Origin of the sequence: Streptomyces sp. NPDC058457 (assembly GCF_042720695.1) — a bacterium.
Taxonomy (GTDB): Bacteria; Actinomycetota; Actinomycetes; order Streptomycetales; family Streptomycetaceae; genus Streptomyces.
Genome location: NZ_JBHXLU010000005.1, coordinates 76,298 through 100,536 on the forward strand (window position 1 = coordinate 76,298; position 24,239 = coordinate 100,536).

At 71.1% G+C, this 24,239-nt stretch carries 23 protein-coding genes; 10 read left to right on the top strand and 13 right to left on the bottom strand.

Annotation, left to right across the window (positions count from 1 at the left end; translation table 11 throughout):
* Positions 1 to 29 precede the first annotated feature (29 nt).
* Complete coding sequence (locus ACFWPS_RS06315) at positions 30 to 680, top strand: tetratricopeptide repeat protein (RefSeq protein ID WP_383701629.1); 651 nt, start codon at positions 30 to 32, stop codon at positions 678 to 680.
* 24 nt (positions 681 to 704) lie between these two features.
* Complete coding sequence (locus tag ACFWPS_RS06320) at positions 705 to 1,205, top strand: GNAT family N-acetyltransferase (RefSeq protein ID WP_383701631.1); 501 nt, start codon at positions 705 to 707, stop codon at positions 1,203 to 1,205.
* Positions 1,206 to 1,220: 15 nt separating this feature from the next.
* Here the strand turns inward: ACFWPS_RS06320 and ACFWPS_RS06325 are convergent, their stop codons facing one another.
* From ACFWPS_RS06325 to ACFWPS_RS06340, 4 genes are all read right to left on the bottom strand, one after another.
* Positions 1,221 to 2,441: an MFS transporter gene (locus ACFWPS_RS06325; RefSeq protein ID WP_383701633.1), complete on the bottom strand. Its 1,221-nt coding sequence runs from the start codon at positions 2,439 to 2,441 to the stop codon at positions 1,221 to 1,223.
* 148 nt (positions 2,442 to 2,589) lie between these two features.
* Positions 2,590 to 3,642 carry an endonuclease/exonuclease/phosphatase family protein gene (locus ACFWPS_RS06330; protein ID WP_383701635.1) on the bottom strand — a complete coding sequence of 351 codons (1,053 nt, stop codon included), beginning with the start codon at positions 3,640 to 3,642 and terminating at the stop codon, positions 2,590 to 2,592.
* Between the two features lie 223 nt (positions 3,643 to 3,865).
* Positions 3,866 to 4,507, bottom strand: coding sequence for a TetR/AcrR family transcriptional regulator (locus tag ACFWPS_RS06335; RefSeq protein WP_383701637.1), 642 nt, complete (start codon positions 4,505 to 4,507; stop codon positions 3,866 to 3,868).
* Between the two features lie 116 nt (positions 4,508 to 4,623).
* Positions 4,624 to 6,222 carry an MFS transporter gene (locus tag ACFWPS_RS06340; RefSeq protein ID WP_383701639.1) on the bottom strand — a complete coding sequence of 533 codons (1,599 nt, stop codon included), beginning with the start codon at positions 6,220 to 6,222 and terminating at the stop codon, positions 4,624 to 4,626.
* A gap of 212 nt (positions 6,223 to 6,434) precedes the next feature.
* On the opposite strand from ACFWPS_RS06340, the gene panB reads away from it, so the two are divergent.
* On the top strand, positions 6,435 to 7,310 hold the full coding sequence (gene panB, locus ACFWPS_RS06345) for a 3-methyl-2-oxobutanoate hydroxymethyltransferase (RefSeq protein WP_383701641.1): 876 nt from the start codon (positions 6,435 to 6,437) through the stop codon (positions 7,308 to 7,310).
* Positions 7,311 to 8,047: 737 nt separating this feature from the next.
* Here the strand turns inward: panB and ACFWPS_RS06350 are convergent.
* On the bottom strand, positions 8,048 to 8,599 hold the full coding sequence (locus tag ACFWPS_RS06350; RefSeq protein ID WP_383701643.1) for a GNAT family N-acetyltransferase: 552 nt from the start codon (positions 8,597 to 8,599) through the stop codon (positions 8,048 to 8,050).
* A 136-nt stretch (positions 8,600 to 8,735) separates the two neighbouring features.
* Between ACFWPS_RS06350 and ACFWPS_RS06355 the strand changes: the two genes are divergently transcribed.
* Both ACFWPS_RS06355 and ACFWPS_RS06360 read left to right on the top strand, forming a co-directional pair.
* Positions 8,736 to 9,743 (top strand): ATP-binding cassette domain-containing protein, encoded by a 1,008-nt coding sequence (locus ACFWPS_RS06355; RefSeq protein ID WP_383701645.1) that lies wholly within the window; start codon positions 8,736 to 8,738, stop codon positions 9,741 to 9,743.
* Positions 9,740 to 10,552: an ABC transporter permease gene (locus ACFWPS_RS06360; protein WP_383701647.1), complete on the top strand. Its 813-nt coding sequence runs from the start codon at positions 9,740 to 9,742 to the stop codon at positions 10,550 to 10,552. The genes ACFWPS_RS06355 and ACFWPS_RS06360 overlap by 4 nt, the downstream gene beginning before the upstream one ends.
* Positions 10,553 to 10,568: 16 nt before the next feature.
* Here the strand turns inward: ACFWPS_RS06360 and ACFWPS_RS06365 are convergent, their stop codons facing one another.
* Positions 10,569 to 13,835, bottom strand: a complete 3,267-nt coding sequence (locus tag ACFWPS_RS06365) for a BTAD domain-containing putative transcriptional regulator (protein ID WP_383701649.1) — start codon at positions 13,833 to 13,835, stop codon at positions 10,569 to 10,571.
* A 35-nt stretch (positions 13,836 to 13,870) separates the two neighbouring features.
* Entirely contained in the window at positions 13,871 to 14,416 is a 546-nt protein-coding gene (locus tag ACFWPS_RS06370) for a Uma2 family endonuclease (protein WP_383701652.1), read from the bottom strand.
* A gap of 139 nt (positions 14,417 to 14,555) precedes the next feature.
* Between ACFWPS_RS06370 and ACFWPS_RS06375 the strand changes: the two genes are divergently transcribed.
* Entirely contained in the window at positions 14,556 to 15,356 is an 801-nt protein-coding gene (locus ACFWPS_RS06375) for a site-2 protease family protein (protein WP_383701654.1), read from the top strand.
* 9 nt (positions 15,357 to 15,365) lie between these two features.
* On the opposite strand, the gene ACFWPS_RS06380 is transcribed toward ACFWPS_RS06375, so the two are convergent.
* The 3 genes from ACFWPS_RS06380 to ACFWPS_RS06390 all read right to left on the bottom strand — a co-directional run bounded on the left by ACFWPS_RS06380 (position 15,366) and on the right by ACFWPS_RS06390 (position 18,369).
* Complete coding sequence (locus ACFWPS_RS06380) at positions 15,366 to 16,013, bottom strand: heme oxygenase (biliverdin-producing) (protein WP_383701656.1); 648 nt, start codon at positions 16,011 to 16,013, stop codon at positions 15,366 to 15,368.
* Between the two features lie 146 nt (positions 16,014 to 16,159).
* Positions 16,160 to 17,017, bottom strand: coding sequence for a type I methionyl aminopeptidase (map, locus tag ACFWPS_RS06385; RefSeq protein WP_383701658.1), 858 nt, complete (start codon positions 17,015 to 17,017; stop codon positions 16,160 to 16,162).
* A gap of 50 nt (positions 17,018 to 17,067) precedes the next feature.
* Positions 17,068 to 18,369: an RNA-guided endonuclease InsQ/TnpB family protein gene (locus ACFWPS_RS06390; RefSeq protein WP_383701660.1), complete on the bottom strand. Its 1,302-nt coding sequence runs from the start codon at positions 18,367 to 18,369 to the stop codon at positions 17,068 to 17,070.
* 266 nt (positions 18,370 to 18,635) lie between these two features.
* On the opposite strand from ACFWPS_RS06390, the gene ACFWPS_RS06395 reads away from it, so the two are divergent.
* The gene (locus tag ACFWPS_RS06395; protein ID WP_383701663.1) at positions 18,636 to 18,869 is read left to right on the top strand and encodes a hypothetical protein; all 234 of its coding nucleotides are present in this window, start codon (positions 18,636 to 18,638) and stop codon (positions 18,867 to 18,869) included.
* Here the strand turns inward: ACFWPS_RS06395 and ACFWPS_RS06400 are convergent, their stop codons facing one another.
* Positions 18,870 to 20,153: an MFS transporter gene (locus ACFWPS_RS06400; RefSeq protein WP_383701664.1), complete on the bottom strand. Its 1,284-nt coding sequence runs from the start codon at positions 20,151 to 20,153 to the stop codon at positions 18,870 to 18,872.
* A 440-nt stretch (positions 20,154 to 20,593) separates the two neighbouring features.
* Entirely contained in the window at positions 20,594 to 21,193 is a 600-nt protein-coding gene (locus ACFWPS_RS06405) for a hypothetical protein (RefSeq protein WP_383701666.1), read from the bottom strand.
* A gap of 80 nt (positions 21,194 to 21,273) precedes the next feature.
* Between ACFWPS_RS06405 and ACFWPS_RS06410 the strand changes: the two genes are divergently transcribed.
* Genes ACFWPS_RS06410 through ACFWPS_RS06420 form a run of 3 tightly spaced genes read left to right on the top strand, consistent with a single transcriptional unit; the run spans position 21,274 to position 23,364 of the window.
* Entirely contained in the window at positions 21,274 to 22,353 is a 1,080-nt protein-coding gene (locus tag ACFWPS_RS06410) for an exo-alpha-sialidase (protein ID WP_383701668.1), read from the top strand.
* 47 nt (positions 22,354 to 22,400) lie between these two features.
* On the top strand, positions 22,401 to 23,120 hold the full coding sequence (gene npdG, locus ACFWPS_RS06415; protein ID WP_383701670.1) for an NADPH-dependent F420 reductase: 720 nt from the start codon (positions 22,401 to 22,403) through the stop codon (positions 23,118 to 23,120).
* A gap of 4 nt (positions 23,121 to 23,124) precedes the next feature.
* A complete protein-coding gene (locus ACFWPS_RS06420; protein WP_383701672.1) occupies positions 23,125 to 23,364 on the top strand; it encodes a hypothetical protein in 240 nt (79 codons plus the stop codon).
* An 11-nt stretch (positions 23,365 to 23,375) separates the two neighbouring features.
* Here the strand turns inward: ACFWPS_RS06420 and ACFWPS_RS06425 are convergent, their stop codons facing one another.
* Positions 23,376 to 24,050 carry a PhzF family phenazine biosynthesis protein gene (locus tag ACFWPS_RS06425; RefSeq protein ID WP_383701674.1) on the bottom strand — a complete coding sequence of 225 codons (675 nt, stop codon included), beginning with the start codon at positions 24,048 to 24,050 and terminating at the stop codon, positions 23,376 to 23,378.
* Positions 24,051 to 24,239 lie beyond the last annotated feature (189 nt).

A 24,239-nucleotide genomic window follows, 5' to 3' on the forward strand; every position in this document is an offset into this window, starting at 1 on the left:
GCAATCGTCCGACGGGGAGGGGCTGACGTATGCCAGGGCAGGACTGGATCGAACGTTCGGGTGAGCTGTTCGAAGCGGCGATGTTCGGCGGGGACGTGTCCGCGCTGGACCGGTCCGACGACGTGCTGGACGCGGTCGAGGCGCCGCTCTCCATGGCGCGGGGCAAGGTACTGCACGTCCGCTTCCTGAACGACCGCGAGGAGAACGGCCGGGAACTGGTGCTGTTCGAGCGCGCGGCCGAGTTGTACGCGCGTCTGGGGGACGCGTCGGGTGAGGCGGACGCGTTGTTCTGGGTCGGCTGCTGGCATCAGGTGGTCAAGGGCGACGGCGCCACCGGCAGGCCGTACTTCGAGCGGTCGTACGCGCTGGCGAAATCCGTCGACGACCGGATGACGATGTCCTATGCGATCCGCCACCTGGGCTTCGCCGACAAGGACGCGGGCCACTTCGAGCAGGCTCGCAGGCAGCTGGCCGAGTCGGTGGCGCTGCGCCGCGAGATCGGTTTCCGGCCCGGAGAAGCGGCCGGCCTGGTGGCGCTGGCCTACCTCGCGGCCGAGACCGGCGATCCGTCGACGGCGTTCCGCCACCTCGACGAGGCCCGGTCGGTCGCCGAGAGCTGCGGTGCCAAGGCCGTGTCGGGGTGGATCGAGCAGGCCCGCACGCACATCCGCTCCTCGTAGCGGACGGCGACCCGGAGGACCGCAATGCCCGCACTGCGTCAGGCCAGTGTTTCCGACCATCGCCCGCTCGTCGGGTGTGTACAGCGGTGGTGGGGGGACTCACGCACCCCCGAGCAGGCCCGCGAACTGTCCCTGCTGCTGCCCAGGCTGTTCCTGCAGTTCTTCGCCGGCACCAGCCTGGTCCTGGAGGAAGGCACGGAGATCCGTGCCTTCCTCATCGGCTTCCACGCCGCCGACAACGACACCGAGGCGTACATCCACTTCGTGGGCGTGGACCCGGAGTTGCGTGGACAGGGCGTGGCCCGGCGCCTCTACACGGCGTTCTCCCGACGCGCCGCCGAGGAGGGCCGCACGGTGGTCCGTGCGATCACCTCGCCGGGGAACGCGGGGTCCATCGCGTTCCACCGTGCCATGGGGTTCTCCGTGGAGAGCGGGGACAGGGAGGTCGACGGGGTGTCCGTCCACACCGACTACGACGGTCCCGGGCAGGACCGGGTGTGCTTCCGGAAAGGGATCGCTCTCTGAGCTGCCACAGTGCGGTCAGGAGCGGACCGGCTCCGCCGTCTCCGGGACGTGTGAGGCGACGACCCGCTCGTGGACGGTCGTCGGAACCGCCCGGCGCCGGTCCACCGCGTACGCCATGCTCGCCACGCCCAGGCCCAGGACGGCCAGGGCCGCGCCCGCCAGTGCCGGGGAGGTGACGCCGAAGCCCGCAGCCAGGGCCACGCCGCCGATCCAGGCGCCGCCGGCGTTGGCGAGGTTGAAGGCCGCCTGGTTGGCGGAGGAGGCGAGGGAGGGGCCCGCGGACGCCCTCTCCATGACCATGAGCTGGAGGGGCGAGCCGGTGATGAACGCCGCGATGCCCAGCAGGACGACGGCCAGGGCCGCGCTCCACTCCGTGCGCATCAGGACCGGGAAGAGGAGAAGGACGGCGACCATCGAGACCAGGCCGCCGAACAGCGTGCCGCGCATCGCGTGGTCGGCGAGGCGGCCGCCGACCAGGTTGCCGATCGTGGCACCGACGCCGAACAGGGCGAGGAGCAGGGTGACGTCGGAATCGGCGTAACCGGCGGCGTCCGTCAGCATCGGCGTGATGTAGCTGTACGCGGAGAAGAGGGCACCGAAGCCGACGACGGTCGTGGCGAGGGCCAGCCAGACGGGGAGGGCGCGCAGGGCGGAGAGTTCGCCGCGCAGGCCGGTGGCCGGGGCCGGGGCGTGGGTGGGGTGGATGAGGAGGAACACGGCGGCCATCGCGGCGACGCCGATGAGGCTCACGCCCAGGAAGGTCGCCCGCCAGCCGAGGTGCTGGCCCATGAGGGTGGCGACCGGGACGCCCGCGATGTTGGCGACGGTCAGGCCCATGAACATCAGGGAGACGGAGCGGGCCTTGCGCTCCGGTGCCACCAGGTTGGTGGCGACGACCGCGCCGACGCCGAAGAAAGCGCCGTGCGGGAGGCCGCTGAGGAAGCGGGCGGCCAGGAGGGAGTCGTAGCCGGGGGCCAGCGCCGAGAGCGCGTTGCCCGCGACGAACAGGGCCATCAGGGAGACGAGGACCGTGCGGCGGGGCAGGCGCGCGGTGAGCGCGGCCAGGAGCGGGGCGCCGATGACGACGCCCAGCGCGTACGCCGAGACCAGGTGGCCGGCGGCGGGGATCGAGATGTGCAGGTCGCCGGCGACGTCGGGCAGCAGGCCCATCATGACGAATTCGGTGGTGCCGAGACCAAAAGCGCCGACGGCCAGGGCGAGCAGGGCCAGAGGCATGAAGGGCTTTGCCTTTCGGGGAGCAGGGTTCCGTGCGTTCTAAGTTCAGCTACGGAACAAAGTCTCCCAGGCCAAGTATTCCACCAGGTTACGGCGCAGTGTCCGAATGTCCTGACAATGGCAACATTGCTGCGCTGACCAGCGCTTTTTACGAACCCGATGTGGTCAGGTTCACACGCGCGGCGATCGGGAGGTGGTCGCTTCCGGTCCTCGGCAGGGTCCAGGAGCTCTCCGGCTCCACACCCTTGACCATGATCTGGTCGATACGGGCCATCGGGAACGCGGCCGGCCAGCTGAACCCGAACCCGCTGCCCGCCGCGCCCTGCGTGGAGCGCATCTGCGAGGTGACGCCGTTCAGGGAGCGGTCGTTCATCGTGCCGTTGAGGTCGCCGAGGAGGATCACCCGCGGCAGCGTCTCGTCGGCGATGGCCTCGCCCAGCGCGTCCGCGCTCTTGTCGCGCTGCCGGGCGGTGAACCCGGCGTTCATCTTGACGCGTACGGAGGGGAGATGGGCGACGTAGACGGCGAGAGGGCCGTGCGGGGTGGCGACCGTGGCCCGCATCGCGCGTGTCCAGCCGAGTTTGATGTCGACCGCCTTCACGCCGGTGAGGCGGTACTTGCTCCACAGCCCGACGGTGCCCTCGACCGCGTGGTACTTGTACGTCGACGCCAGCGCCTTCTCGTACGTCGGAACGGCCGTCGCCGTCAGCTCCTCCAGGGCCAGCACATCGGCGCCGGAGGAGGCGAGCCGAGTGGCCGTGCCGGTCGGGTCGGGGTTGTCGGCGTTGACGTTGTGGGTGGCCACCATGAAGTCGCCGCCGGTGCCCTGCTTGTCGGTGAGCAGCCCGCCGAACAGGTTCAGCCAGACGATCGCCGGGAGCAGTACGGCGATCAGCGCCGTCGCCGACCTGCGCAGGAAGCCGACCAGCAGCAGGACCGGGATCAGCAGGCCCAGCCAGGGCAGGAAGGTCTCGGTGAGACTGCCGAGGTTGCCGACGGCGTTGGGGATGCGGGAGTGCAGCAGCATCACACCGGCGAGCAGCAGCGCCACCACGGCGGTGACGATGCCCCGGCGCCAGATCCGCGGATCGCCGCGCCAGCCGGACAGCAAGCGGTTCACCAGGCGCCGGAACCGGTCTCCCCGACGCTCGGGTCCCGAGCCGCCGTTGTCCGTCTCCGTCATGTACGCCTGCTGCGCCATACCGTCTGCCTCACAACCTGCCGTGCACACCGTCGTCCCCCGGATACGACCCTAGGGGATGATCGGGTCCTCTCCCGCCGTCACATGACGGCCGTACGGAAGACGAGGACGAACAAGCCGGTGAAAGGAGTTCCGGTTACCGCCGGGTCCGCCGGGACTGTGACGAAACGCGAACACTCGGGACATGTCCGCGGCGGCCGCGCGACCCGGGTCACGGCTGCGGTCACGGCTCCGGTCGAGGCTCCGGCGTGCCGGCCGGTCCCAGCCCCGCCAGTACCTCGTCGACGATCTGCTCGGCCAGTCCCTCGGGGAGTTCCGCTTCCGGGCGCAGTATGGCCCTGAGCAGCATCGGGCCGGTGAACATGTCGTTGGCCAGCTCGATGTCGATGTCCGCGCGGAGTTCGCCGTTCTGCTGGCCCCGGCGCAGCACTTCCTTGCCGAGTTCGCGCCGCGGGTTGACGACGTTGGCGTGGTACGCGTTCCAGATGCGGGGACTGCTCTTCATCTGGGCGTAGACGTTGTGCAGGATGGCCGACGAACGGTTCATCAGGCCGCGCTGCCGCAGCGACTCCAGCAGCACGACGAGGTCGTCGCGCATGGAGGTGCCGGGGAGTTCGGGGTCGGGGGGCTCGGCGGCGCGCATGACGTCGACGAAGAGCTCCTCCTTGCCGTTCCAGCGGCGGTAGATGGTGGCCTTGCCGACGCCGGCGGTCCGGGCGATCCGCTCGATGGACAGCTCGGCGAGCGGAACGCCGTCCTCCAGGAGCTTCATCACGCCCTCCAGGATGGCGTTCTCCACCGCCTCGCTGCGCGGGCGGCCCCGGGCCGGGGCGATGGACCGCGGTCCGCTGTCGGCAAGCGTCACGTCATACCGTCCTCTCACTGGCTGCGGGAATTCTCCCGCAGCCGAAGCCTCCCCCCGTGGTCACCCACGCGCTTTCCCCCGTGACTCCTGCCCATGGTGCCGGTCCGTTCAGTCGTTCACTCCGCCGCTACGACCAACTCCTGCTCCCGGTCGCCCTGCTGACCGGCCGGCGGCCTGCCCGGCAGGAAGAGGGTCACGACCACGGCGCCGATCAGCGCGACGCCCGCGCCGCACAGGGCGGTGGTGTGCATGGCGTGCAGGAAGGCGTCGTTGGCGGGGGTGACCAGGGCCTTGCCCTGGGCGCCGAGCTTGGCGGCGACGCCGAGCGTGGCCTCGATGGACTCGCCCGCGGTGTCGCGCAGGCCGGGCGGCAGCGCGCCGAGCTTGCCCTCGATGCCGTTGCGGTACGACGTCGACAGCACCGAACCGAGCACCGCGATGCCGAGGGCGCCGCCGACCTGCCGGAAGGTGTTGCTGAGCGCGGACGCGGAACCGGCCTTCTCGCGGGGCAGGGCCTGCATGATGACGACCGAGGTCGGCGTCATGATGTGCGCCATGCCGGTGCCCATCAGGAAGAAGACGACTTCGAGGATCCAGATCGGCGTGTCGGCCTCGAAGGTGGCGAAGGCGCCCAGGGTGACGGCGATCAGTACCAGGCCGCCCGCGGTGGTGGCCTTGTTGCCGATCCGGTCCACGACCAGCCGGGCCCGCGGTGCGAAGATCATCTGCGCGGCGGCCAGCGGAAGCAGCAGCAGACCGGACTGCAGGGGCGAGTAGCCGCGCACGCTCTGGGTGTAGAAGACGGAGAAGAAGGTCACGCCCATCAGCGCGAAGAAGACCAGCGCGATGGCGGCCATGGCGGCCGAGAAGACCTTGTTCTTGAAGTAGGTGACGTCCAGGGACGGGTGGTCGCTGCGCGCCTCGAAGATCACGAAGCCGGCGAGCACGGCGACGCCCGCGGCGATGGTGACGAGCACCTTGGCGTCGGTGAAGTCGGCGAGTTCGCCGCCCTTGATGATGCCGTAGACAAGGAGGACCAGGCCCACGACGGACAGGACCACGCCGACCGGGTCGAGGCGGCCGGGTCGCGGGTCGCGGGAGTCGGGCACCAGCCAGACCATCAGGGCGAGCGCGATGATCACGATCGGTACGTTGATGAGGAAGACCGAGCCCCACCAGAAGTGGTCGAGCAGCACACCGCCGGTGATCGGGCCGATGGCGATGGCGAGGCCGACGCCGCCGGCCCAGATGCCGATCGCCTTCGGCTGCTCCTGACGCTCGAAGACGTTCATCAGGACGGCGAGGGTGGCGGGCATCACGAAGGCGGCGCCGAGGGCCATCAGGGCACGGAAGGCGATCAGCTGGTCCGCGGAGCCGGACTCGGCGGCGAGGGCCGAGCCGATGCCGAACACCACCAGGCCGCCGATCAGCACCTTCTTGCGGCCGAGGCGGTCACCGACGAGACCGGAGGTGAAGAGCAGGCCGGCGAAGACCAGGGTGTAGGCGTTGATCGCCCACTCCAGCTGGCTCTGGGTGGCGCCGAGGCCGACCGGAGCCGGGGTGGAGATGGTCTTGACGGCGACGTTCAGGATCGAGTTGTCGAGCACCACGATCAGCAGGCTGAGCATGAGCACGCCGAGGATCGCCCAGCGGCGCCGGTGCACCGCCTCGGGTATGCGGGGGCCGGGTGGAGCGTGGTCGGCAGGAGTTGTCATGCCTACGAGCCTAAGGGCATTTCAATACGGCACCGTCTCGTATCTGAATACCTTTACCCGGGCTTTATACAACGCGACAGGGCGGGGCGGGGTGGGTGGTGACCGATGGATCACATGGGGGTGCTCTGGCCGAGGGCGGCACGAAGTGCCACCATGGAAGGGATCCGGGGACACCGTCAGGGTGCCTCGAGATGACTTGAAGGAGCCGTGTCATGACGCAGCTTTCGGCTGCCCGGACTGTGCAGAACAGCCCCTCCGACGGCAGCAAGGCGCTGTACGGGGGGAAGGGCACTCGACGCATCACGGTCCGGGACATCGCCCTCGCCAAGGAACGCGGCGAGAAGTGGCCCATGCTCACCGCCTACGACGCGATGACCGCCTCCGTCTTCGACGAGGCCGGCATCCCCGTGCTCCTGGTCGGCGACTCGGCCGGCAACTGTCACCTCGGCTACGAGTCGACGGTGCCCGTCACCCTGGACGAGATGACGATGCTGTCGGCGGCCGTGGTCCGCGGCACCCAGCGCGCCCTCATCGTCGGCGACCTCCCCTTCGGCTCCTACCAGGAGGGCCCGGTGCAGGCGCTGCGCTCGGCGACCCGGCTGGTGAAGGAGGCGGGCGTCGGCGCGGTCAAGCTGGAGGGCGGCGAGCGGTCGTACGAGCAGATCCGGCTCCTCGTCGAGTCCGGCATCCCGGTGATGGCGCACATCGGCCTGACCCCGCAGTCCGTCAACGCGATGGGCTACCGCGTGCAGGGCCGCGGCGAGGAGGCGGCCCAGCAGCTGCTGCGGGACGCCAAGTCGGTCCAGGACGCGGGCGCGTTCGCGGTCGTACTCGAACTGGTCCCGGCGGAGCTCGCGGCCGAGGTGACCCGGGTGCTGCACATCCCGACGGTCGGCATCGGCGCCGGTCCCGAGACCGACGCGCAGGTCCTGGTCTGGACGGACATGCTCGGCCTGACCTCGGGCCGGGTCCCGAAGTTCGTGAAGAAGTACGCGGATCTGCGCGAGGTCATGGGCAACGCGGCCCGGGCCTACGCCGAGGACGTCGTCGGCGGAACGTTCCCGCTGGAGGAGCACTCCGTCCACTAGGCACAACGCGCCCAGCACGAGGGCACCCACCAGAGCCACTGCGGCAACACCAAGGACAGCCCGCCGATCTTCCCCCGTCGGCGGGCTGTCCCCTTTCTGGACACCGCCGGTCCCGGCGACGAGACTGGCCGCCCACAACACGTCAAGACTTCTGCCCGGTGACGGAGTCGGCGCGGGGCGCGTGTCCCCTCCCCGCGCCAGCACTGGACGGTTCCAGACGGAGACCACGGGTCGGTACATCCGGGCACCGACGACCCAGGGGGCCGTCCCGCCGGGCGGCGAACAGGACTCGCCGTGCCGTCGGCGAACTACCGTGCCCTGCTGCGTACCCCGGGAGCCGCGGCCTTCTTCCTGCCGGCGTCGCTCGGACGCGTCGGCGTCGCGATGACCGGCATCGGCATCGTCTGGCTCGTACACGGCCGCACCGGCACCTTCACCGCGGCCGGCCTGGTCGGCGGGTGCTTCGCGCTGGCCGAAGCGCTCGCGGCGCCACAAGTGGCCAGGCTCGTGCGGACTGGTCGTGGTACTGACCGGTGCCACGGTCCCGGTCCTGCTGGTGCTCTTCTCCGTGCTCGCCCAGGCGGCCGTGCACCGGTCCGTCCTGACCCAGGCGTTCTCCTGGCTGGGCTCCGCGAGCGCGGCGGGCTCGGCCGCGGCGGCCGCGGTCTCCGGCCGGGCGATCGACGCGCTCGGGCCGCACGGCGGCTTCGGGGTCGCCGCCGCGGCCGCGGCCGCGCTCACCCTCCAGAGCCTCCTCGGCCTGCGCCTGCTGCGCCCGCGGAAGGGACTGCCGGACGGTGCCAGCGGGTCTCGCCGTCGTGCCGTACGTCGGTGGGGACCAGACCGGCGGCCCTGGCGACCGCGGCGGAGGCGTGGTGGTCCGGGTGGATGCGGGCGATGACGGTGACCGCCGGCAGCCGGGTGGTGAGCCAGGCGACCAGACCGCAGGCCGCCTCGGTGGCGATCCCTCTGCCCTGCCAGGGCGTGCCCACCACCCAGGCGATCTCGGCGACCGGGCCGCGGACCGTCGCCTGGACGTAACCCGTCAGGCAGGACTCCGCGCGGAGCCGGACCACCCAGTTCAGCCAGGCGACGGCCGGGTCGCCGGAGCCCGCGGTGATGCGCCGGTAGCGCGAGCGCAGGGACTCGACGGTGTCCGGTGCGCCGCCGGTGAAGGTGTGCAGGGCCGGGTCGGACAGCACCACGGCCATCTCCTCGGCGTGCTCGACGCGCAGCGGCAGCAGATCGAGCCGCCCGGTGCCGATGGCCTGGGCCGCGAGTGGGGTCACGCCCGGCACGGTACGCCCCTCGTGCCGCCGAACAGTCGGTGGGCTGGGCCGGCCGTCGGCGGAATGTAGGCGGGCTGTAGGCCGGTGTCGGTGGGCTGTCGGTGGTTTGTCGGTGGGGCCTGGCACGGTTCTTCCCATGACGCGAATCGACAACAACGCCGTGTCCGTACGGGGGCTGGTGAAGCACTACGGCGACACCAAGGCACTCGACGGAGTTGATCTGGACGTCCGCCAGGGCACCGTGATGGGCGTGCTCGGTCCGAACGGGGCCGGCAAGACCACCCTGGTACGGATCCTGTCCACGCTGCTGAAGCCCGATACGGGAGAGGCGACCGTCGCCGGGTACGACGTGCTGCGCCAGCCCCGCCAGCTGCGCCGGGTGATCGGCCTGACCGGGCAGTACGCCTCCGTGGACGAGAAGCTCCCGGGCTGGGAGAACCTGTACATGATCGGGCGGCTGCTCGACCTGTCCCGCACGGACGCCCGGGCCCGGGCCGACGAGCTGCTGGAGCGGTTCTCGCTCACCGAGGCCGCGAAGCGGCCGGCGAGCACGTACTCCGGTGGCATGCGGCGCCGGCTCGACCTCGCCGCCTCGATGATCGGGCACCCCCAGGTGCTGTTCCTGGACGAGCCGACCACCGGTCTCGACCCGCGCACCCGCAACGAGGTGTGGCACGAGGTCAAGGCCATGGTCGGCGACGGGGTGACCGTGCTGCTGACCACCCAGTACATGGAGGAGGCCGAGTATCTCGCCTCCGAGCTGACCGTCGTGGACCGCGGGAAGGTCATCGCGAACGGCAGGGTGGAGGAGCTGAAGGCCAAGGTCGGCGGACGGACGCTGCGGGTGCGGCCCGTCGATCCGCTGCAGGTCCGGCCGCTCGCCGCCATGATCGACGAACTCGGGATCACCGGACTCGCCGGGACCACCGTGGACAGCGAGAACGGCACGCTCCTGGTGCCGATCCTCAGCGACGAGCAGCTGACCGCCGTGGTCGGCGCCGTCACCGCCCGCGGTATCACCATCAGCTCCATCACCACCGAACTGCCCAGCCTGGACGAGGTGTTCCTGTCCCTCACCGGCCATCGCGCCAGTGCCCCGCAGGACGCCAAGACCGCCGACGACCGTCAGGAGGTCGCCGTATGAGCGCCGCCACCACCATCCCGGCCGCGGACGCCCGGATCCCGCTGCGTGCGCATCTGCGGCACACCGGAGCCCTGGTCCGCCGCAACCTGCTGTGGATCCGGCAGGACCCGGAGTCGATGTTCGACGCGCTGCTGATGCCGATCGTCTTCACGCTGCTGTTCGTGTACGTCTTCGGCGGCTCGATCGGGCAGGCGCTCGGCGGCGGTCAGGACGGATACGTCCAGTACGTCATCCCGGGCATGATCGCGATGATGAGCATGACGCTCTCGCAGGGCGTCGGCACCGGGTTCAGCCAGGACTTCAACTCCGGTGTGATGGACCGGTTCCGGTCGCTGCCGATCGGGCGCGGCTCGGTGCTGTTCGCGAAGATCTCGGTGGAACTGGTGCGGATGCTGTTCGCGACCGCCGTGCTGATGATCGTCGCCGTGCTGGTCGGGTTCCACATCAACCACTGGGGCGGGCTGGTCGCCGCCGTGGGCCTGTCCGCGGTGTTCGCCTCCTCGATCATGTGGGTGTTCCTCACCCTGGGCGTGATCCTGAAGAACGCCCAGTCCGTGCAGGCCATGGGGTTCCTGGTGCTGTTCCCGCTGCAGTTCGGCTCGTCGATCTTCGCGCCGACGAACTCGATGCCGGGCTGGCTGCAGGCCTTCACCGACTACAACCCGCTGTCCACGCTCGCCGACGCCGCGCGCGGTCTGATGGTCGGCGGCCCGGTGGCCCACGACCTGTGGGTGACGCTGGCCTGGTCGGTGGGGATCACGGCGATCGCGGCACCGTACGCGATCCACAGGTTCCGTACCAAGAGCTGACGTCCACCCGGACACGTCAGAGCAGGGCGGTGGCCTCCGCGAGGGAGAGGCCACCGCCCTCGGCGTACGCCGATTCGTAGGCCGTGTCGTCGGCGAGAGCGGCCCGGACCCTGGCCTCCGACCGGTCGCGTGCCCTGCGCTCCAGGCCGACCTGGAGATGGCCGGGCGGCAGCAGGGCGTCGGCGGCGCCCAGGCACCGGGCGGCGTCCGCGGCGCGCACACCCCCGTCGAGGCCGGCCAGGGCGACCCCGGCGACGGTCAGGCAGACGGACGGCAGATGCGGGGTGATGGCCTCGCTCAGCGGGTCGGCGGCGAGCCGCAGCGCGTTCCGCAGCTTGTCCAGGGCCTCCGCGTGGAGGCCGTCGAGGGCGTCCACCCAGGCCTCCTGGGTGAGGATCAGGGCGTCGAAGACGACGAAGTGGGAGATCTTGAACTCGCTGCGCAGCAGCCGGACCTGCTCGCGTGCCTCCGCGATGCGGCCGCTGATCAGGAGCCAGGTGGTGAGGAAGAGCCGGGCGGCGGGCATCGCCTCGTTGCTCAGGCTCTCGTTCTCGGAGATGACCTGGCGCAGCAGCCGTTCCCCGCGCTCGGTGTCGCCCGACTCGATCAGCACGCTGCCCAGGCGGGCGTTGAGCACGGCGGTCTGGGCGCGGGCGCCGAGCCGGCCGACCCGTTCGATGGCGGCCTCGTAGTCGACGGCCGCCGCCAGGTAGTCGCCCTTGCGCTCGCGGGACTCGGCGCGCCCGGAGAAGGCCTCGGCGGTGCCCCAGTCGTCCCCCAGGCGCCGGAAGATCTCCAGTGCCTCGTCGGCGTCCCGGGTGGCGTCGCCCGCCCAGGCGGCGCGGTTGGCGAGCAGGTTGGCGCGCATGGCGAGGCTGCCGGCCAGCTCCCACTCGTAGCCGGGCGTCTCGCGGCAGGTGCGGACGCAGGCGTCGAGGATCTCGCGCAGCCGGTCCATGCCGCCGGTCAGCATCACGGCGAAGAACCAGAACATGCCCGGCGCCCGGCAGGTCTGCGGCATGCCGGGCTCGTAGACCTCGGTGACGGCACGCAGCTTGGCCTGCGCCTGAGGCGTCTGCCAGACGTCCAGCTCGGTGTCCATGCAGGCCAGATGGGCCAGGTGCAGGCCTCGCCGGGCTTCGGCGAGGAGCTCTCCGGTGTACGGCGGCGGGGTGTCGGTGCAGCGCTGCCACACCGGTTCGGCCCGGCGCAGCGGCGGGACGAACGGGTCGGGGCCGAGGGCTATCACGTCGGCGCACCAGGTGCGGGTCTCGATGCGCTGGTCGTGCATCTGCCAGTACCAGAACAGGGAGTGCAGCAGGCAGAGCGCCTCGTGCTCGTCCCGTACGGCGATGGCGTGCCGCAGCGCGGTGCGCAGGTTCTCGTACTCCAGCTGGAGCCGTGCGATGGCGGCCCGCTGGCCGGGGCCGCGGAGCAAGGGTTCGTTGGTGCGGGCGAGTTCGCGGTAGTACGTCAGATGGGCGCGCTCGGCGGCGGTGCGCTCGCCGCCCTCGTCGAGGCGCTCGCGGGCGTACTCGGCGACGGTCTCCAGGAGCCGGTAGCGCATCCCCTCCTCACCCGAAGGGGCCGCCACGACCAGCGACTTGTCGACCAGGGAGCCGAGCGCGTCGAGGGCGGCGGGGCCGCAGACGGCCTCGGCGGCGGCCAGGTCGCAGCCGCCCGCGAAGAGGGAGAGGCGGCCGAGGACGTCGCGTTCGCCGGCGTCGAGCAGGTCCCAGGACCAGTCGACGACCGCGCGCAGGGTCTGCTGGCGGGGCAGCACGGTGCGGCTGCCGGAGGTGAGGAGGCGGAAGCGGTCGTCGAGCCGGTCGGCTATCTGGCGCGGGGTCAGCATCCGCAGCCGGGCGGCGGCCAGTTCGATGGCGAGGGGCAGGCCGTCCAGGCGGCGGCAGATCTCGGCGCACGCGGCCGCGGTCTCGTCGTCGGCGCCGACCGTGAAGCCGGGACGGGCCGCGGCACCCCGGTCGGCGAGCAGCCGGAGCGCCACCGGCTCGGGCAGCGGCTCCACCGGGCGCAGCAACTCCCCCGGTACGCCCAGGGGTTCGCGGCTGGTGGCCAGGATCGTCAGGTCCGGGCAGCGCTCCAGGAGCCGGGCCGCCAGGTCGGCAGCCGCGTCGACGACGTGCTCGCAGTTGTCGAGGACGAGCACCATCCGGCGCCGGGCGCAGTGCTCGACGAGCCGCTCCACCGGGTCGTCGTGCCGGTCGGCGGCGGCCCGCATGGTCTCGGCGCCGCCGCCGTACAGCACGGCCTGGCGGGCGCCGAGCGCGCTGAGCACGGCCTCGGGGACGTCGGCCGGGTCGTCGACGGGGGCCAGCTCGGCCAGCCAGACGCCGTCCCGGGCGGCGTACCGCACGGTCTCGGCGGCCTCCTGCGACAGCCGGGTCTTGCCGGCCCCGCCGGGCCCGAGCAGGGTGACCAGCCGGGCGGCGCCGAGGTCGCCCCGGATGGCCTCGATGTCGGCCTCGCGCCCGACGAAGGAGGTGAGGCGGGCGCGCAGGTTGCCGGGCCGGGACGGTTCGTCCGGCGTGGCTGCCGGGGCGAGGAGCTCGCCGTGCAGGGCACGCAGTTCGGGCCCGGGGTCGGAGCCGAGGCGGTCGGCGAGGAGGTGCCGTACGCCGTCGTAGGCGGCCAGCGCCTCGGCGGTGCGGCCGGTGCGATGCAGGGCACGCAGGCGCAGGGCCTGCAGGGGTTCGTCGAGGGGGTGGGTGTCGCACAGGGCGGTGAGCTCGGGCAGGGACTGCTCGGCCTGGCCGAGGGCGAGGGCGGCGGTGTGCCGGGCGCGCAGGGCGTCCAGGCGGCGGACGTCGACGCGGGCCGCCTCGGCGGTGCGGTCGGGCAGGTCGGCCAGGGCCGGGCCGTGCCACAGGGCGAGGGCGTCGTCGAGGACGGTGGCCGCCTTGGCGGGGTCGCCGTCGGCGAGGGCGCGCAGGCCCTCGCCGGTGAGCCGCTCGAAGCGGTGCAGGTCGACGTCGTCGGGGGCGGCGGCGAGCCGGTAGCCGCCGTCGGTGGACCCGATCGTGTCCGCGCCGAGCGCCCTGCGCAGTCGGCCGACCAGGGCCTGGAGGGCGCCGGTCGCGTCGGCGGGCGGTTCGCCGCCCCACACCTCGTCGACGAGCAGCCCGGCGGGTACCCCGCGTCCGGCCCGCAGCGCGAGCACGGTCAGCAGGGCACGCAGCCGAGAACCGCCCACGGGGACGGCCGTGCCGTCGGGGCGGAGTACCTGGGTGGTGCCGAGGATCGCGTAGCGCACGGGGTCCATTGTCCCTGGGGACGCCCGGACACCGCCTCAGGGTTTCAGATGCGCATGAACTGGGAGGAGTCGAGGGTGAGGGTCTGGTCGGCCACGGGGATGGCGATCTCCTTGCCGAAGGGGCCGGACTGCGTGCACTGGTAGGCGCCGTCTTCCGGCTGGGTCAGGAGCGTCCAGGTCGCGGAGAGCACGTCGACGATGAGGTACACCGGAATGCCGCGCAGTGCGTAGTGGCTCGGCTCGGTGTTGTAGTCCCGGTTCTTGCTCTCCGGGGAGACGACTTCGACGACGAAGGGCAGCAACGCCTCGTTGATCTCGCTCTCACCGGGGTGAACCTGGTCCAGCGGCAGCGCTGCGGCATCGGGCTCGGGCTTGTATCCCTCTCGGGGCGGGACCAGCGAGAACTCGCCGACCGCCGCCCAGCCGGGCAGCCCGGCCTCGATCTGGTTCTGGATGCGCCGTGCCGTCGTCGTGTGCGCCTGGGTCACCGGTACCAATGTCAGACCGTTCTCCGTCAGCCGGAGGCGCGCGCTGCGCGGGACCTCGATCCGGTCCTGGACCAGTTCGACCCATCCCTCTGCGATCGTCATGAGCACCTCCTCGTTCGACTCGCTATCAGCGTAACGACTAACAGGAACCTCCGGCCGCCCGCAGGACGTTCTTCACCTGTCACCTGTACGGTCTACCCCGCACGCCACCTCCACCGACGCGCCCCAGGAGTCCCGCGCCATGACCGCCACCACCACCCGCCCCAGTGACCGGCGGATCAGTCCTGTGTTCGTCGGGATCCTCGCCGTCACCGCGGTCACCGGGTGGGCCACCTGGTCCGGGTTCGCCGAGCAGCCCGGGGTCGCCGTGTTCCTGTTCGTGACGGCGGCCTGGATCGTCTCCCTGTGCCTGCACGAGTACGCGCACGCGCGCACCGCCCTGCACGGCGGGGACATCACGGTGGGCGCCAAGGGCTACCTGACCCTGAACCCGCTGAAGTACACGCACGCGCTGCTGAGCATCGTGCTCCCGGTGCTGTTCGTGATCATGGGCGGGATCGGCCTGCCGGGCGGCGCGGTCTTCATCGAGCGCAGCCGGATCCGGGGCCGCTGGCGGCACAGCCTCATCTCCGCCGCCGGTCCGCTGACGAACGTCCTGTTCGCCGCCGTGTGCACCGCCCCCTTCTGGCTCGACGCCCTGGACGGCGTCCCCCGCGACTTCCGTTTCGCGCTCGCCTTCCTCGCCCTGCTCCAGGTCACGGCCGCGATCCTGAACTTCCTGCCGGTGCCGGGCCTGGACGGCTACGGCGTGATCGAGCCCTGGCTGTCGTACAACATCAAGCGCCAGGTGGAGCCGTTCGCGCCGTTCGGTCTGCTCTTCGTGTTCGCGCTGCTGTGGGTGCCGTCGATCAACAGCGCGTTCTTCGACGTGATCGACGCGCTGCTGCGCCACCTGGGCGTCGGGGACCTCGACCAGTACTGCGGGCAGCAGGCTTACCGCTTCTGGCAGGGGTCGAACGAGTTCTGCTCGATCAGCCAGTAGCGACGGGGATCAGGCCGACAGCGGGAACTCCTCGCCCAGTTCCCGGAACAGCGCCGTGTTGAGGGCGAACGCCCGCTTGCACTCGGTCACGATGCGCTGCTTCTCCAGGTCGTCGGCGTTCACCGCGTCCAGCAGTTCGCGGTAACCCCGCTTGAAGGCGGCCGGGTTGGCGATGCCCTCGAAGACGTAGAAGCGGACGCCGTCGCCCTTGCGCTCGAAACCCCAGGTCCGCTCCGCCCGGTCGCGGATGATCTGGCCGCCGGAGAGGTCGCCGAGGTAGCGGGTGTAGTGGTGGGCGACGTAGCCCGCGGGCCAGCGCTCGGCGCACTCCCGGACCCGCGCCGTGTACTCCTCGGTCGCCGGCAGCGCCGTGCGCCCCGTCCGCCACCCGGCTCCGTGCAGGTGCGCCAGGTCCCGCTCCAGCGCCGCCAGCCGGAACAGCTCGGGTCGCACGAACGGCCCGGCCACCGGGTCCGACGCCAGCCGCCCGGCCGCGCCCTCCAGCGCCTCGTACACGAACCACAGCTGCTCGGTGTAGCGGGCGTACGCCTCCACACCGAGCCGGCCGCCCAGCAGGTCGCTCATGAACGTCGAGGTCTCCGCCGCCACGTGCTGCTCGTGGGACGCGGTGCGGATGAGTGTCGAGAAGGAGTCCATGGGCAATATCCTCTAAGGTAAGGCTTACCTAAGTCAATGCTCTTGCCGACGCTTCGTCGGTAAAGTTACCGACACTCTGTCGGCAAAAGGGTACCGGAAAAAAGGCCCGCCCTCCGAGGGGAGGACGGGCCGGGCGGCACAGGGGGCTACGGCAGGGTCAGGATCTCCGCGCCGGTGTCGGTCACCACCAGCGTGTGCTCGAACTGCGCGGTCCGCCTGCGGTCCTTGGTGAGGACGGTCCAGCCGTCGTCCCACATGTCGTACTCGTACGTCCCGAGCGTGAGCATCGGCTCGATCGTGAAGGTCATCCCCGGGTGCATCACGGTCGTCGCCTGCGGGCTGTCGTAGTGCGGGATGATCAGCCCGGAGTGGAAGGACGAGTTGATGCCGTGGCCGGTGAAGTCACGGACCACCCCGTAGCCGAAGCGCTTGGCGTACGACTCGATGACCCGGCCGATGATGTTGATCTGCCGGCCCGGCCGGACCGCCCTGATCGCACGGTCGAGGGACTCCCGGGTCCGCTCGACAAGCAGCCGGCTCTCCTCGTCGACGTCCCCGACCAGGTAGGTCGCGTTGTTGTCGCCGTGCACCCCGCCGATGTACGCGGTCACGTCCAGGTTGACGATGTCGCCGTCCCGGAGCACCGTCGAGTCCGGAATGCCGTGGCAGATCACCTCGTTGACGCTGGTGCACAGGGACTTGGGGAAGCCTCGGTAGCCGAGGGTGGACGGGTAGGCCCCGTGGTCGCACATGTACGCGTGCGCCACCTTGTCGAGTTCGTCCGTCGTCACACCCGGCGCGATGATCTTCGCGGCCTCCTCCATCGCCTGTGCGGCGATACGGCCGGCGGTGCGCATCGCCTCGATGGTCTCCGGGGTCTGCACCTCCGGCCCGGTGTACGGGGTCGGCGCGGGTTTGCCGACGTACTCGGGGCGGCGGATGTTTCCGGGTACCGAACGGGTGGGAGAGAGCTCCCCTGGTACGAGCAGCGACTGGCCAGACATGCCAGCGAGTCTAACCAGCGGGCATGGGGGAACATTTGACATCCTCCCCCTCAAAAGAGGGGGATTCCAACCCAGGCGGGTTGAGGTTCACGAGCGCTCGCACGGCTGCTGGCCGCTGTCACCCCTCCGGCACCGGCTGTTCGCCGGGGACGGGGAAACCCGCCCTGTCCTGCCGCGACGTTGATACTCGCGTTCTCATCCGCGTTGCAGGTGAACCCGCAGGACACGCAGACGAAGTCGGCTTGGCTCTTGCGCGACTTCTTCTCGATCCACCCGCAGGCACTGCACCGCAGAGATGTGTACGGCGCGGGAACATCCTCGACCCGGCCCGGAGCCTTCTGTTCCGTGCGCCGTCTCAGCAGGCCCCACCCCTGAGCGAGGATCCCCCGGTTCAGCCCCGCCTTCTGTCGGACATTCCTGCCCGGCTGCTCGACAGTTCCCTTCGCCGAGCGGGTCATGTTCTTGATGTTCAGTTTCTCGAACCGGATCACCTCGTAGGTCCGGGCGAGCATGGTGCTGGTCTTCTCGCACCAGTCCTTGCGCCGGTTCACCTCACGCGCCTTGAGCTCGGTGACCTTCGCGTATGCAGCAGCCTTGAGAGCGCTGTCCTTCGGAGCCCGAGCTGCACGGCGTTCGTGTTTGCGGATCTGTGCCCGCTCCTTCACCGTGAGTTGCGGACAGTTCAGTTTCCGGCCGTCCGAGAGGGCAGCAGTGATCTTCACGCCGCGGTCGATGCCAATGACCCCGGTCGCCGCCGACGCATCGACCCGCTCGGGAATGACAGCGAACGCCACATGCCATTGCCCGTTACGGAAGGTCACCCGGAACGTCTTAGCAGCGGGAAGCCGCCCGCCCTTGCCCTTGGCACTGAGGCGGAAACGGACCCACCCACAGCCGGGCACCTTCACCTGGGCCCACCGTCGGTTCAGCTTCTGCACGACCGCGGAGCGGCCCAAGACCTGCTTACCGGTTTTCGGGTTCAGGTTCGGGTGGCCATCCGGCCCATACTCGGGCACCCGTTCGGTGCCGATGACACGGAAGCCTTCATGCACGTGCTTCCTGCGCCAGGTCGGCTCGCCGAATCCCGAGGTGAAGCGGGCGTTCCTGGCCGTGGCGAAGTCCTTCAGGGCCTGCTGCTGCACATCCGCGTTCCCGGCAGCCAACCACTCGTTCTCCCGCCGGGCCTCAGTGAGCTGGCGGCACTGCTCCGCAAAACCCGGCGCGGACCTACGGCCCGGCTTCCAGTGGGCGTGCTGCTCCACCGCCAGATTCCACACGTACCGAGCGTGTGCACAGTGCAGCAGCATCTGCTCCGCTTGCGCAGGCGTCGGCCACATCCGGAAACGCGACATGACACGAAGCTAGCCACCACGTTCCCCACCCGCGCACACAATCGACCAACATCACCCGTGAGGGTGACCCACAAACCCGCCCCAGAGAATCGACTGACCACCAACCATTCGAGACCGCCCCCAGGCCCGTACACCGGAAACGAGGAATCGCCCTGGCGAGGACTCCTTTATCCTTATTCCGCTCCGCGGGAGCGGGTATCCACCCCGGCCCTGAAGGACCGGGCACCCTGCGCGAAAGACAGGGTGGATGGCGAAAGGAGCCGGTCATGGCCCTGTTCAAGAAGCGGACCGTCGCGAAGGCGGGCGAGTGGTACTACTGCCTGCAGCACCAGAAGGTCGAGGAGGGCCCGGAGTGCCCCGCCAAGGACCGGTTCGGCCCTTACGCCACCCGTGAGGAGGCCGAGCACGCGATGGAGATCGCGCGGGAGCGCAACCTCCAGTGGGAGAACGACCCGAAGTGGCACGACGCGCCGGCCGGGGACGCCACGGACGAGGACTGATCAGGGCCGGATGGCGGCGGCTCCCGCGGCGGCGGTGCGCTGGGCGCGCAGCCGTACAGCGTGTTCGTCGGTCTGCGCGTCGTACGACATCAGGGCGGGCAGGCACAGGGCCAGCAGGCCCACCGCGCCGGTGCAGAGCAGGCCGCCCGCGCCGACGGACGCCCGTACGCCCAGCCAGCCGGCCATGCCGCCGGCCCGGACCTGGCCGAGGGTCGGGCCCACGGAGTACGACAGCAGTTCGATCCCGGCGAGGCGGCCGCGCAGCTCGTCGGGGATCGTCTGGTTCCACATCGCGGACCGGAAGATCCCGCTGACCATGTCGCAGCCACCGGCGACCGCGAGGAAGAACAGCACCAGCCACACGTTCGCCACGGCACCGGCGGCGGCGATCGCCAGGCCCCACAGCGCGGCCGCCAGCACCACCATCCGCCCGTGCCGGCGCACCCGCACGCTCCAGCCGCTGACCAGGCTCACGAGGAGCGACCCGGCCGGGATGGCGGCGTACATCAGCCCGAGCGACCACTCCGCGTCCAACTCGTCGGCCAGGAACGGGAGCACGGCGAGCGGCATCGCCAGGAACATCGCCGCGAGGTCGACGGCGTAGGTGCCGAGGAGTTCCTTGCGGCTCCAGGCGTAGCGGGCGCCCTCGGCGATGGCGCGGAGGGAGGGCCCGGCAGCCTCGTGGGACGCGGGCGACGGGGCGATGGGGAGGATGAGCACGACGGAGACGACGAAGGTGACGAGGTCGGCGCCGTACGCCCAGCCGAGGCCCGCGTACGCCACGACCAGGCCGGCGACGGCGGGGCCCGCGACGCCGCCGGCCGTCCAGCGGAAGGAGTTGAGGGCCGCCGCGGCCGGGAGGTCGTCATGGGCGACGATCCGCGGCCAGAGGGAGTCGAGGGCGGGGCGCTGCACCGACACCAGTGCGGAGGAGAGCGCGGCGACGGCGTACAGCGGCCATACGGCCGGGTGCGGCAGCAGGGCGTTGACCAGCAGCCCCGCGCTGAGCAGGCCCTGACCGGCCTCGGTCCGGACGATCAGCGCGCGCTTGTCGAGGGCGTCGGCGAGGGCGCCGCCGTAGAGGCCGAACAGAACGAGCGGGAGCAGCTCGACGGCACCGACGGCTCCCACGGCGGCCGCGGAACCGGTGAGGTCCTTGATCTGCACCGGGAGCGCGACGAACGTCAGGAAACTCCCGAAGTTGCTGACCAGCCCGGAGACCCACAGGCGCCGGAAGTCGGCGGAGGCGTGCCAGGGGGCGAGGTCGGGGAGGAGGCGGCTCACGCCGACCCATGCTGAACGGCCGGCCCCGCTGCCTCAACCGCTTTTCGGCCCACCCACCCGACTCGGTTGGTGGAGAGGCGAGGTGAGCAGTGGGGCGGGCCGAACCGATCAGTCAAGGGCAAGGGGGCGGGGCCGGGTGGGAGGAGGCTCGGTGGGGTGCGGCTCAATGGGGTGCCGCTCGATGGGGTACCGCTCAGTGGGGTGCGGCTCAGTGGGGTGCGGCTCAGTGGGGGCTGGTCGCGCCCACGCGGCGGAGCCGCATATCGAATACAGCCCCGCGCCCCTTCAGGACGCGTCGGTGCAGCGCCCCTTCAGGGGCGCGGGGAACTGCGCGAGCAACCCCCACGCGCCCGCAGCCGACATCCGTGGCCGAGGCCCCCGCCATTCCGCGGTGCTGCCGAAGGCAGTTGACTGAGCGAGTCGGGTGGGTGGGCGGGAAATCACCAGGAGGTCGGCGGCGGGGCCATCACCGTCTCCGCCAGGTCGGCGAGGCGGTCGCGGAAGCGTCGGCGCCCCTTCGGCGAAGGGCCGTTCTCTCCTGCCGCGGCGCTGACCAGGTGCTGGACCGTGTCCAGGTCCAGTTCCGCGGCCTCGGGGACGGTGAGGGTCTCGTGGGCCATCGCGGTGAGTGCGTCGTCGGCGGTGGTGGACAGGGTCAGGACCGTCACCCCGGCCCGGCGGGCCGTATGGACCCGCTCCAGCACCGCTTCCGCGTCCCCCGGCGCCACCACCAGCAGCGTCTCGCCGCGGCGGGCCGTCTCGATGCGGCCGGGGCCGACCGCGAGGTGTGCCGGGTCGCTGGGGCGGGCGTCGTGCCGTACGAGGGTCGGCGCCAGTTCCGGCGTACCGGACCACGCCGCCTCGTCCACCAGGTGCGCGGCGAGATGCCACGGCTCGTAGTCCGGGGTGCCGAGGAGGAGCAGTCCGCCGCCGTGGGTCACCACCGAACCCCGAAGGGCCCCCGCGAATCTCCGCGTGGCGCTCAACCACTCGGTTCCGGCGAGCACTTCGCGCAACAACGCGACCCGTACGGCGTCCATGCCCCCGCATACTGCCGCAATCGGACACTCGTGACGCGGAGTTCACCCCGAATTCGCCCGAACCGGGGAGAAGGCGGCCCATGAGCGACGTAGAAGCAAGCATTCCCTTTCGCGCGGGCAACGAGGGCTACGCCAGTTTCCGGATCCCGGCGGTGGTGGTCTCCCGGGCGGGTACCGTGCTCGCCTTCTGCGAGGGGAGAGTCAACTCCGGCGCCGACTACGGGCACATCGACGTGGTGCTGAAGAGGTCCGGGGACGGCGGGCGCACCTGGGGGGCGCTCCAGGTCGCCGCCAGTAATGGGGCCGATCTCGCCGGTAACCCCGCGCCCGTCGTCCTCGACACCGGCCGCATCCTGCTCGTGCACGTCCGCAGCGCAGCCACCGCCACCGAGGACGCCATCCTGCGCGGGCAGGTGTCGGACGCCGACGGGCGCCGGGTGTGGGTGCAGCACAGTGACGACGACGGGGTGACCTGGTCCGCGCCGAAGGAGATCACCAAGTCGGTGAAGAAGGCCGGGTGGCGGTGGTACGCCACCACGCCCGGGCACGCCATCCAGCTGCGCTCGGGACGCGTCGTCGTGGCCGCCAACCACACCCTGCCGCCCACCGGCACGGACAACGGCACCGAGGGCAAGTACAACAGCGGGCACTGCCTGCTCAGCGACGACCACGGGGAGACCTGGTACCTCGGCTACCTCGACGAGAACACCAACGGGTACATCAACGCCAACGAGACCACCGCCGCCGAACTGCCCGACGGGCGCGTCTACTTCAACACGCGCAACGACTCGCCGGCCCCCGGCAACCGGGCCGACGCCCACTCGGCGGACGGCGGGCGCACGCTCGTGAAGCCCTTCCGGCCGCAGGCCGGGCTCACCGCCCCCGTCTGCGAGGCCAGCGTCCTCCAACTCCGCGACCCGGACGTGCTGCTGTACTCCGGGCCGGGCGATCCGGCGAGCCGTGCCCTGATGACGATCCGCGCCTCCGTCGACGGCGGTACCACCTGGCGGTCCGTGTACACCGTGGACGGACTGCCCGCCGCCTACTCCGACCTGACCCGGATCGACGCGGCCACCGTCGGTCTCCTGTACGAGACCGGGGACTTCAGCGCGTACTCGACGATCACCTTCCGCCGGGTGCCCGTGAACCGGCTCACCTGACCGAACCTGACCGGGTACGGCCGCCGGCCCGGACGTAGAGTCGGCCCATGACCTCTACCGACAGTGCACAGCAGCCGACGGCCGAGAAGGCCCCCGCCAAGGATCCCTGGGACCTGCCCGACGTCTCCGGTCTGGTCGTGGGGGTGCTCGGCGGCACCGGCCCGCAGGGCAAGGGCCTCGCCTACCGGCTGGCCCGGGCCGGCCAGAAGGTGATCATCGGCTCCCGGGCCGCCGAGCGCGCACAGGCCGCCGCCGACGAGCTCGGTCACGGTGTCGAGGGCGCCGACAACGCCGAGTGCGCGCGCCGCAGCGACCTCGTGATCGTCGCCGTACCGTGGGACGGGCACGGCAAGACGCTGGAGTCACTGCGCGAGGAACTGGCCGGCAAGCTGGTCGTGGACTGTGTCAACCCGCTCGGCTTCGACAAGAAGGGCGCCTACGCGCTCAAGCCGGAGGAGGGCAGTGCGGCGGAGCAGGCCGCGGTGCTGCTGCCGGACTCCCGGGTCACGGCCGCCTTCCACCACCTCTCCGCCGTGCTTCTCCAGGACCCGGAGATCGAGGAGATCGACACCGATGTGATGGTGCTCGGCGAGGTGCGGGCCGACGTGGAGCCCGTGCAGGCGCTGGCCGGGCGCATCCCCGGGATGCGCGGCGTCTTCGCGGGGCGGCTGCGCAACGCCCACCAGGTGGAGTCCCTGGTCGCGAACCTGATCTCGGTCAACCGCCGCTACAAGGCACACGCCGGGCTCCGCGTCACGGACGTCTGAGCGGATGGGGGACACTGGTGGGCGCCAGCAGTGTCCCCGCACTCGTCAGGAAAGCGACCTCATGCCCCGCCTCGCCCTCTACGCCCTGATCGTCTGCGTCCTCGCCGTCGTCGCCGCCGTCGTCTCCTTCGTCCAGGGCAGCTGGGCGATCGGCGTCGTCTGGGTGCTGCTGACCGGGCTGTCGTCCAACATGACCTGGTACTACCTGCGGCGCGGCCGGCAGGAGAAGTCGGTCACCGGCTGATCACCGGCTGATCACCAGCGGTCGGCCCGCGGCTGCTTCTCCTCGCCCTCCAGGAGGACCCGTCCGCCGATCTCCACCCAGCCGTAGGGCTGGGGTGCGGTCAGGATCTGCGAGCCCCTGCCCTGGGTGATGTTCAGGGCCCGGCCCAGCTCCGCGGTGAGCAGCAGCGCAGCCGCGCCGGTCGCCTCGTCCTCGTCGATGCCGTCGTCCCGGCCGGGGAAGGCGCGGGCGCGGACCCGCCCGGCCGACTCGTCCTCCCACGCCCAGGCGTAGACCCACTCCCCCGGCGGCGGCACCGGCAGCGCGTCGACCTCGGCGGCCCTGGCGTACCGGCGCAGGGTGCGCGGCGGGGCCCACTCCGGGAGCGCCTCGATCCAGCTGAACTCCCCGTCAAGGCGGGCGCCCACCACACCGGCCGGGGTGACCAGTTCGGGCACGTCCAGCAGCCAGGCCGTGCCGACGCAGGGGTGGCCGGCGAACGGCAGCCGCAGGGTGGGGGTGTAGATGTCGATGGCCCCGCGCTCGGGGTCGTCCACGAACACGGTCTCGCTGAACCCGAGCTTCGCCGCCAGCGCCTGCCGGTCCTCCCGCGCGGGCAGCACGGAGCCGTCCCGGACGACCCCGAGCTCGTTGCCGTATCCGCCGTTCGCCGCGCAGAAGACACGCAGCACGTCGTAATCAGTCACTCCGGCATTCAAGCATTCACGGCGGCGGGCGGGTCGTCCCAGGTGGGGCGCCCGTCCGCGCCCGGCGGGGAATCACGCCTCGGTACGACACCCGCGCCGGCGGACGGGAGTTGCCGTCGTCACGCCGAGGCGTATCCCTTGACCGGTCATTTACCATACCTTGGTGTTCGTTTTGAGCCGTTGATATCA